Source organism: Phenylobacterium sp. (assembly GCF_044371015.1).
Classification (GTDB): Bacteria; Pseudomonadota; Alphaproteobacteria; order Caulobacterales; family Caulobacteraceae; genus Phenylobacterium.
Map to the genome: position 1 here is coordinate 1 of NZ_JBILUK010000155.1, position 7,505 is coordinate 7,505.

At 69.8% G+C, this 7,505-nt stretch carries 7 protein-coding genes and 1 pseudogene; 4 read left to right on the plus strand and 4 right to left on the minus strand.

Annotation, left to right across the window (positions count from 1 at the left end; genetic code table 11):
• Together ACIQ3R_RS12600 and ACIQ3R_RS12605 are read right to left on the minus strand one after the other, a co-directional pair.
• The coding region (locus ACIQ3R_RS12600) for a hypothetical protein (RefSeq protein WP_397419011.1) at positions 1–426 on the minus strand (426 nt) is incomplete at its 3' end.
• Positions 427–510: 84 nt separating this feature from the next.
• Positions 511–735, minus strand: coding sequence for a hypothetical protein (locus ACIQ3R_RS12605; RefSeq protein WP_397419013.1), 225 nt, complete (start codon positions 733–735; stop codon positions 511–513).
• 116 nt (positions 736–851) lie between these two features.
• On the opposite strand from ACIQ3R_RS12605, the gene ACIQ3R_RS12610 reads away from it, so the two are divergent.
• From ACIQ3R_RS12610 to ACIQ3R_RS12625, 4 genes are read left to right on the plus strand one after another with little or no spacing between them, the layout of a single operon-like run.
• Entirely contained in the window at positions 852–3,131 is a 2,280-nt protein-coding gene (locus tag ACIQ3R_RS12610; RefSeq protein WP_397419015.1) for a hypothetical protein, read from the plus strand.
• Positions 3,132–3,148: 17 nt separating this feature from the next.
• Positions 3,149–4,072, plus strand: a complete 924-nt coding sequence (locus ACIQ3R_RS12615; RefSeq protein ID WP_397419017.1) for a sulfite exporter TauE/SafE family protein — start codon at positions 3,149–3,151, stop codon at positions 4,070–4,072.
• Positions 4,069–4,866, plus strand: coding sequence for a TIGR02186 family protein (locus ACIQ3R_RS12620; RefSeq protein ID WP_397419018.1), 798 nt, complete (start codon positions 4,069–4,071; stop codon positions 4,864–4,866). Before ACIQ3R_RS12615 ends, ACIQ3R_RS12620 begins: the two co-directional genes overlap by 4 nt.
• Positions 4,867–4,872: 6 nt before the next feature.
• Positions 4,873–5,340 (plus strand): DUF3429 domain-containing protein, encoded by a 468-nt coding sequence (locus tag ACIQ3R_RS12625; RefSeq protein ID WP_397419019.1) that lies wholly within the window; start codon positions 4,873–4,875, stop codon positions 5,338–5,340.
• A 15-nt stretch (positions 5,341–5,355) separates the two neighbouring features.
• Here the strand turns inward: ACIQ3R_RS12625 and pdeM are convergent, their stop codons facing one another.
• On the minus strand, positions 5,356–6,084 hold the full coding sequence (gene pdeM, locus ACIQ3R_RS12630) for a ligase-associated DNA damage response endonuclease PdeM (protein WP_397419020.1): 729 nt from the start codon (positions 6,082–6,084) through the stop codon (positions 5,356–5,358).
• Positions 6,081–7,505, minus strand: a pseudogene (locus ACIQ3R_RS12635) (DNA ligase-associated DEXH box helicase); the annotation flags it as partial. The gene pdeM and the pseudogene ACIQ3R_RS12635, both read right to left, overlap by 4 nt.

Below are 7,505 nucleotides of genomic sequence, written 5' to 3' on the forward strand. Positions count from 1 at the left end.
GGTCACGTCGCTCGGCGTCGGCATTGCGGCCAGAGCGCGCGCCCGGAGCAGCTTCCACTCGCCCAGCGCCGAGTCGCTGCGCATGGCCTCGGCGACGAGACCGAGATTGTTGACCAGGGTCTGGAAGTAGAGCGCGCGCATCCGTTCCGTCCAGAACCGGTTGGCGAGCCACTGCGCCCGAGCCGCATGGTCGATGGCGCCCAGCCAGCGGCTGCGCCGAGCGTTCTGGGTGGCCGGGCCCTCATAGCGGGTGAACTGGGCGCGCAACTCGGGCCAGTCCAAGACCCGGAGACTGCGCATGTTTCGCGCGCGCAGGCTGGCCCGCGCCGGCTTGGTCAGCAGGATGTCGTCATTGGGCCAGTTCGCGAGCGGATCCCAGAACGAGCCGGAACCGGGCTCAGCTTGGTCATCAGGTGTGACGGACATCGAATCGGCGAACTCCTGCGGGCCAGTCAGGGCGCGTCTCGCGCAATATGCCGGTAATCCGCAATTGCGGCCACCATCGCCAGTTCAACGTCCGGGCGGAACGAACCCGGCCGCGCGCTCGGCCTGGATGATCAACAGAATGGCTACCGTGGCGGCGGCGACCATGATCGGACGCCAGGGGATCATGCGAGGGCCGCGCCTGAAGTCCGGCGGTTTCGCTCCGAGCCAGCCCGCGAAGACGGCGAGGCCGGCGAAAGCGGCCGCGAGAGCGAGACTGGTCAGGACGTCCATGGCGCCGGGATAGTCCAAGCCCGCAGGCTCATCCACAGGAAGGCGTTAGCCACCCCACATCTGGTATTCAGGTTTCGTTTACACCCCAGGAATCGGTCGATAGCGTCAAAGTTCGGCGGGAGTAACGATTCGCGATGAGCGCGGGGACCCCCTGGAGCGTTAAGGGGATTGACCCCAAGGCCCGAGAGGTCGCGAAAAACCATGCCCGCCGTTCCGGTCTGACCCTGGGCGCCTGGCTGAACCAGGTGATCCTCGAAGACGACACCCCGGATGAAGTGACGCAGGAGAGCCAGATGGCTCGGGCGGCGCACCGGCTGGATCGGCCCCGCCTGCGCACCAGTCCCGTCAATCCCGTGACCGAAGGCGGCGCGTCGACCGCAGCGCTCGACTGGCTGGCCGAGCGGCTCGAGGCGTCGGAGACCCGGACCGGCCTGGCGATCCAGGGTGTTGAGCATGCGCTGCGTGGGGCCGCCGCACGGATTGAGGTGATCGAACGTACGCGTTCGGCGCCGATGGAACCGACCTCGGAGGGCGCGCTTGCGCGACTTGGCGACCGGTTGGAAGCGGCCGAGGCGGCGACGGGCCGCGCGCTCGACAACCTGACCCATGCGCTAGAGGGCCTGGATCGCCGGGTGGCGGCGGCCGAGCGCGGGGGCGCAGAGGCGGCTGAGCGTCGCTTCGAGGCGTTGGCCCGAACCCTGACCCAACAGGTGGAGGCGGAACGTCGCGAACTGGCCGAACGGCTGGCCACCCTGGCGCCCGGCGCGCTGGACGCGCGACTCGATGATCTGACCCGCGACGTGCGGGCGGTGGAGGCGCGGGCCGTGGGCGCGGTCGAAGCCATCGGCCGCCAGGTGTTGGCCATGGCCGAGGCCGTCAGCCGCAAACTGACCGAGGTCGACGACCGTAGCGCCACCGCCATCGACCAGGTGGGGACCGAGGTGGCCCGGATCGCCGGCGCCGTGGAGTTGCGGCTGGCGCGCGGTGAGCAGGTTCAAGCGCAATCCTTCGAGAGACTGAACGCTGAGCTGGCCCGGGTCGCCGAGACGCTGAACGTCCGGCTGGCGCAGTCGGAGGAGAAGGCGCCGGCGGGGGAACCCGAAGCGGCGGCCGGGCCCCTCCCGCTCCAGACCAAGGTGGAGCCGCCGCCGCGGATCGACGCCGACACGCTGGCGACCCTGGGTCCGCCGCCCGCGCCGGAGCCCGAGCTTCCATCTGACCTGAGTCCGGCGGCGGAACCGCGGGCCGAGACCGATACCGAGGCCGATGTGATCGACCCGCCCTGGCGGCGGCTGGATCTGGACGTGCCCGAGACCGCGTCTTCCGAGGCCTTTGAGCCGATCGATCAGACCGCCGACGATGAGCTCTTCGAATCGCCGCGCGCCGACGGACTGTCGACGCGCGAGGTGATCGAGCGCGCGCGCGCCGCGGCCCGCGCCGCCCAGACTGCGCCAGACAGCAGCGCGGCCCCGACGGGACGTGTCCGCACCGGGTTCGGAACGCGCGCCGCGACCGGACGCTTCTTCCAGGGGTTCGGCTCGAAGCCGCGCCGGACGCCGAACTCGACCCTGCAGACGGCGCTGATGATCGCCGGCGGGGCGGCTTTCCTGAGCATGGGCGCAGCCGGTCTGACCCTGATGCAGGATGGGGAGTCGTCCAGGACCGAAACCGCTGCGCCCGCGGTTCCGGCTGCGCCTCGCGCCGCCATGGCCCGCGCGACACCCGCCCTTCTGGGCGAGGCTCCGGCCTTCGAGCGGGTGCGGGCCGATGTCGAAGCGGGTGAGCAGGGCGCCGTTGCGCGGCTTCAGGCGCTGGCCGGGACGGGGCATTCCCAGGCGCGGCTCTATCTCGCTCAGCTCTACGATGCGGGCGAGGCGGGTCTCAGCCGCGATCCAGTCGAGGCGCGCAAGCTGACGGCGCTGGCGGCCGAGGCGGGCGAACCGCGGGCCATGCACAATCTGGGCGTCTATCTGTTCCGCGGCGAAGGCGGCGTGCAGGACCTGGTCCAAGCCATCGACTGGTTCCGCCGGGCCGCCTCCGCCGGGATCGTGGAGAGTCAGTACAACCTGGGGCTCGTCTATCAGTCCGGAACCGGGGTGGCGCGGGATGTCTCCCAGGCCCGCTACTGGTTCCGTCTGGCCGCCGCGCGCGGCGACGCCGAGGCGAAGAAGGCGCTGGCGACGCTGGAGCCCGCAACGGCCAAGCCTGGCCAGCCCGCGGCCGCCACGCCGCGGCCCACGCCGGCTGTGGCGCGCGAGCCCTCGCCCTCGCTCAATGTCCGCCAGACGCAGATCGTCCTGCTGCGCCTCGGATACTATGACGGTCCGGTCGATGGGCGACCCAATGACGCCTACCGGCTGGCGCTGAACGCCTATCAGGCAGACCTCACGACGAGCCCGGCGGCGCGTCGGTGACAACCTAGGTTGGGGCGTTGGACCTCTACCTCCCCATCGCCGAAGTCTCGGTCAATGCGCCGCTGGTGATCGCGCTGGGCGCGCTGGTGGGTTTCATCTCGGGCATGTTCGGCATCGGCGGAGGGTTCCTGATGACCCCGATGCTGGTGTTCCTGGGCATTCCCCCGGCCGTGGCGGTCTCGACCATGGCCCACCACGTGGCCGCTTCATCGATGTCGAGCGTGATGGCCTATCGCCGTCGACGCGCCGTCGACTGGCGAATGGGGATGGTGCTGGCGGCGGGCGGGGTGGTCGGCGCCTTCGCAGGGGTCGAACTGTTCCGCTGGCTGAGGCTGGCCGGACAGGCCGAACTCGTGGTGTCGGTCTCCTACCTGCTGTTCCTGAGCGTCATCGGCGGCTTGATGCTTGTGGAGAGCCTGGGCGCGATCCTGCGGCGCCGGCGCGGGGAGGCGGATCCGCCGCATCGCGACCGTCGACCTATCTGGCTGTATGGCCTGCCGCTGAAGGTGAGGTTTCCCCGCTCCAGGCTCTATATCAGCATCATCCCGCCACTGGCGCTGGGCGGGTTGGTGGGCGTGCTGTCGGCGATCATGGGGGTCGGCGGCGGGTTCATCCTGGTGCCGGCCATGATCTATCTGCTGCGGATGCCGGCGGGCGTGGTGGTCGGCACCAGCCTGTTTCAGATCATCATCACCACGGCTCTGACCGGCGTGCTGCAGGCCGGACGCAACCAGACCGTGGACGTGATGCTGGCGACTTTGCTCATCATCGGCGGGATCGTGGGCGCGCAGTTCGGCGCGCGTGCTTCGACCCGGTTCCGCGCCGAGGAACTCAGGGCTGTCCTGGCGGTGATCGTGCTGTTTGTCGGCCTGCGGATGGGACTCGGCCTGTTCCTGGCGCCCGACGAGCCGTTCCTGATGCTGACCGGGGCCGGCGGATGAGGCGCGCGCTGCTCGGACTTGGACTGGGGCTCGGTCTCGGCGGCCCGGCCCAGGCTCAGGCGCCGGTGGTGTCGGCGGCCCTCACCGACACGCATGTGAAGGTCGCCGCCGATTTCAGGGGCGCCAGGATCGTGCTCTATGGCGCGGTCTTCGACGCGGCGGCTCGGCCCAGCGACGTTGTGGTGCTCGTGCGCGGGCCCGAACGGCCGGTGAGGTTGACGCGCAAGCAGCGGGTGTTCGGCCTTTGGCTCAACAGCCGTCCGGTCATCTTCGAAGGCGCACCGGGGTTCTACCGCGCCGCCGCCAACCGACCGCTGGATCAGATCGCCACGTTCAGCGTGCTGCGTCGGCTGGGCGCCGGGGTTGACCACCTGAAGATCAATGCGCCGGCGGAACAGCGAGTGGAGACGCGCTATGGCGTCCGCGACGTGGTGGTGAGCCGTCTAGGCGAGGACTACTACGTGTGGCGGCGCGCCGTGGTGCGACTGAAGCAGGCGGCGGGGCTGTATCGCGAGGACGCCCGGGGCGTGCGGTTCGTGGACCGGGGCCTGTTTCGGGCGGAGATTGATCTGCCGGCCGGCGCCCCGACCGGAACCTACCAGGCCGAGGTCCTGCTGTTCCAGGACGGACGCCCCGTCTCGCGCCAGGTTCGCGCCCTGACCGTGGAAAAGGTGGGGTTGGAGCGGGCTCTTTACGTTTGGGCGCATTCAGGGCCATGGTCATATGGTCTGGCCTCCATGGCTTTCGCGCTTGCGGCGGGCTGGGCGGCCTCGGCGGTGTTCCGGAGAGACTGATCGCCCATGGACGACGTGCGATCCTCCAGAAAATCGGAAACGATACCGGCACCGCTCTGGATCATCGCGCTCATCGCGCTATCGCCGTTTCCGGTCACTGCGGGCCTGTACGCCTATGGGCCGGACCATCTGGCGAAACCGACCCTGACGATGCTGCTGGAGTGGGCGGCGGTTTCGCTCTCGTTCCTGGGCGGCGTGAAGTGGGGCCTGGAGACCCGCGAGCCCAATCCGCGCTGGGTGCGACAGGCGTTCGCCGCGACCTGCGCTGTGGCCGGTTGGGTGATCCTGCTGTCACGCGGGCGCGCGCCGGATGAGTGGCTGTTGGGCGGCTTCCTGGCGGCGTTCATGCTCCAGTGGTTGTTCGACCATCAGACGCCGGACACGCCCTCTCGGTATCCCGTGCTGTCGACCACGGCGACGGCGGCGGCCTGCATCTCGCTGGCCGTGGCGCTTGAGAAGATTCTGAGCGCGTAAGGCGGATCAGGCCGCTCAGTCGCCCACGCAGCGCTTCCAGCCGATGGCGCGGACGCGGTTTGTCGCCAGGGCGCCGACCAGCGGGGGTCGGACGAAGAGGCCGGCGAAGGCGCGATCCCGGACATTGAGTCCGCCGGCGAAGGCTCCGAAGGCCGGCAGGATCATCCGCGACCCGTCGGTGACGAAACAGCGTCGTCGGATGGTCCCCCTTGGGGCGGCGACCCGGGCGGCCGGGTGCAGGTGGCCGGCGATCTCGCCCGGCGACGGACCGGGCGTGGGCTCGTGCCCCAGCATCAGGCCTGCGAGGGAAAGGGTGTCGACGACCTCGCCGGGCAGGGCTTTGGGACCGTCGACGTCGTGATTGCCGACAATCCAGACCAGGGTGCGGCCCCGGGCGACGGCTGACAGGCGACTGGCTTCGTCAGCGCAGAGACGACCCTCAGCGCCGGAGTCGTGGAACGTGTCGCCCAGCAGCGCGACGATGACCGGATCGAGCGCGGCGATCTCGGACTCCAGCCGCGAGATCGTATCGTGCGTGTCATAGGGCGGCAGCATCTGACCCCGCCGGGCGTAGGCCGAGCCCTTCTCCAGGTGCAGATCCGCGGCGAGCAGCGCGCGCGCGTTCGGCAGCCAAAGGGCCCCGGAGGCCCGCATCACCACCTCCGCGCCGGCCAGCGGCGCCGCCAGCCCGCCGCAGGGGCTCGCGGCGAACGCCGGAGTGGGCGGCGCCGTCAGCGCGCTCATGCCAGGGCTTCCGCGATCAGGTCGGCCTCAGCCTCGGCCAGCAGGGTGTCGCCCGCGCCTCCAGGACTGCGCTCTCGCCCAAGCTCGAGCATCATCGGCACCGCGAAAGGCGAAAGCCGATCGAGCGCCGCATGGCGGATACGGCCCTTGATGCGCGCCAGCAGGTCGCCGAGGCGCGCCACATCGATCAGGCCCGACGCCGCATCGGTCCTCGCGCAGCGCAGCAGCAGGTGGTCCGGCTGGTGTCGCCGCAGCACGTCGTAGATCAGGTCGGTGGAGAAGGTGATCTGCCGCCCCGTCTTCTGCTGGGCGCCGGGAAAGCGCCGTTCGATCAGCCCGGCGATGATCGCGCAGCCCTTGAAGGCCCGCTTCATCATGAAGCTCTCCTGGAGCCAGGATTCAAGATCGTCACCCAGCATGTCCTGATCGAACAGCTCGGCGAAATCGAGCCCGTCCATCGGTTCCAGCGACCAGATCGCCAGCGCATAGTCGTTGCAGACAAAGCCGAGCGGCCCGACGCCGCTGCGCTCCAGACGGCGGGTCAGGAGCATGGCGAGCGTGGTGTGCGCCAGACGGCCTTCGAAGGGGTAGCAGACAAGGAACCGGCGTTTGCCGCGCGGAAAGGTCTCGAGCAGCATCTCGTCCTCGGCCACAATCCGCGACCGCGCCTTCTGGGCCGCCAGCCATTCCTGCACGTCCTGCGGCAGCACCGGCCAGTGCGCTTCGTCGAACATCAACTGGCGGACGCGCCGGGCCAGATAGGTGGAGAGCGCGAACTTCGAGCCACCCCACGAGGGCATCTTGGCGTCGCGATCATTGGCCGGCCGAACCAGCACGTCGAGATTGGTCACCGCCTGCAGAGCCCAGGTCTGGCCGGCGAAGACGAAGGTGTCGCCGGGATCGAGCATCTCCAGCATGCCTTCTTCGATCTCGCCGATCTTGCGGCCGGCCCCCCTGGCGCCATTTGGGCCGCCGCGCCCGGCGTAGCGCACGGCCAGCATGGCCGGTGAGATGATCGCCCCGGCGTTCAGACGATGCCTCTGGGCGGTCTGGGCGTCGCGCACGCGCCAGAGCTGGTCAGGGCCGCGCACGATCCGACGGAAGCGATCATAGGCCTTGAGCGCGTAGCCGCCGGTCGAGACGAAATCGACCGTCGCCTCAAAATCCTCCCAGGCGAGGTCGCGATAGGGGCCTGACGCGGTAATCTCCTCGTAGAGCGCCGCCGCGTGGAACGGTTCGGAACAGGCGCAGGCCATGATGTGCTGGGCCAGCACGTCCAGCGCGCCGATGCGCGGGGGGTCGCCGTCCAGCCGGTTCTCTGCGATGGCCTCGCGGGCCGCCTGGCACTCCAGCACTTCAAACCGGTTGGCGGGCACGAAGATGGCGTGGCTGGGCTCGTCCAGGCGATGGTTGGCCCGACC

What these genes read in the sequence shown, in the direction of transcription:
- ACIQ3R_RS12625 (WP_397419019.1), top strand. Translation starts at nt 4,873, where the DNA reads ATGGACGACGTGCGATCCTCCAGAAAATCGGAAACGATACCGGCACCG.
- ACIQ3R_RS12620 (WP_397419018.1), top strand. Translation starts at nt 4,069, where the DNA reads ATGAGGCGCGCGCTGCTCGGACTTGGACTGGGGCTCGGTCTCGGCGGC.
- pdeM (WP_397419020.1), bottom strand. Translation starts at nt 6,084, where the DNA reads ATGAGCGCGCTGACGGCGCCGCCCACTCCGGCGTTCGCCGCGAGCCCC.
- ACIQ3R_RS12610 (WP_397419015.1), top strand. Translation starts at nt 852, where the DNA reads ATGAGCGCGGGGACCCCCTGGAGCGTTAAGGGGATTGACCCCAAGGCC.